At 73.8% G+C, this 393-nt stretch carries 1 protein-coding gene; it reads left to right on the top strand.

Annotation, left to right across the window (positions count from 1 at the left end; all coding sequences use genetic code 11):
* Positions 1–393, top strand: a 393-nt coding sequence (locus IEZ12_RS27240; protein WP_373295534.1) for a beta-ketoacyl synthase N-terminal-like domain-containing protein, incomplete at both ends; no start/stop codon positions are given.

The following is a 393-nucleotide window of genomic DNA, read 5'->3' as shown; positions in this document are numbered from 1 at the left end:
GCGACGAGTGTGACGTCCGGGCGGGTGTCGTACCTGCTGGGGCTGGAAGGCCCGGCGGTGTCGGTGGACACGGCGTGTTCGTCGTCGCTGGTGGCGATCCACCTGGCGGCGCAGGCGCTGCGCTCGGGCGAGTGCTCGCTGGCGCTGGCCGGCGGTGTGACCGTGATGGCGACACCCGCCGCCTTCATCGACTTCTCCCGCCAGCGGGGGCTCGCCACCGATGGCCGGGTGAAGGCGTTCGCCGAGGCTGCCGACGGCACGGCCTGGGGCGAGGGCGCCGGTCTGGTGCTGCTGGAGCGTCTGTCGGACGCCCGTCGCAACGGCCACCAGGTGCTGGCGGTCGTCGCGGGAAGCGCGGTGAACCAGGACGGGGCCAGCAACGGTCTGACCGCG

The sequence above is a fragment of the Kitasatospora griseola genome (genome assembly GCF_014648555.1).
Lineage (GTDB): Bacteria > Actinomycetota > Actinomycetes > Streptomycetales > Streptomycetaceae > Kitasatospora > Kitasatospora griseola.
This window is presented reverse-complemented; position numbering and strand designations above follow the sequence as displayed.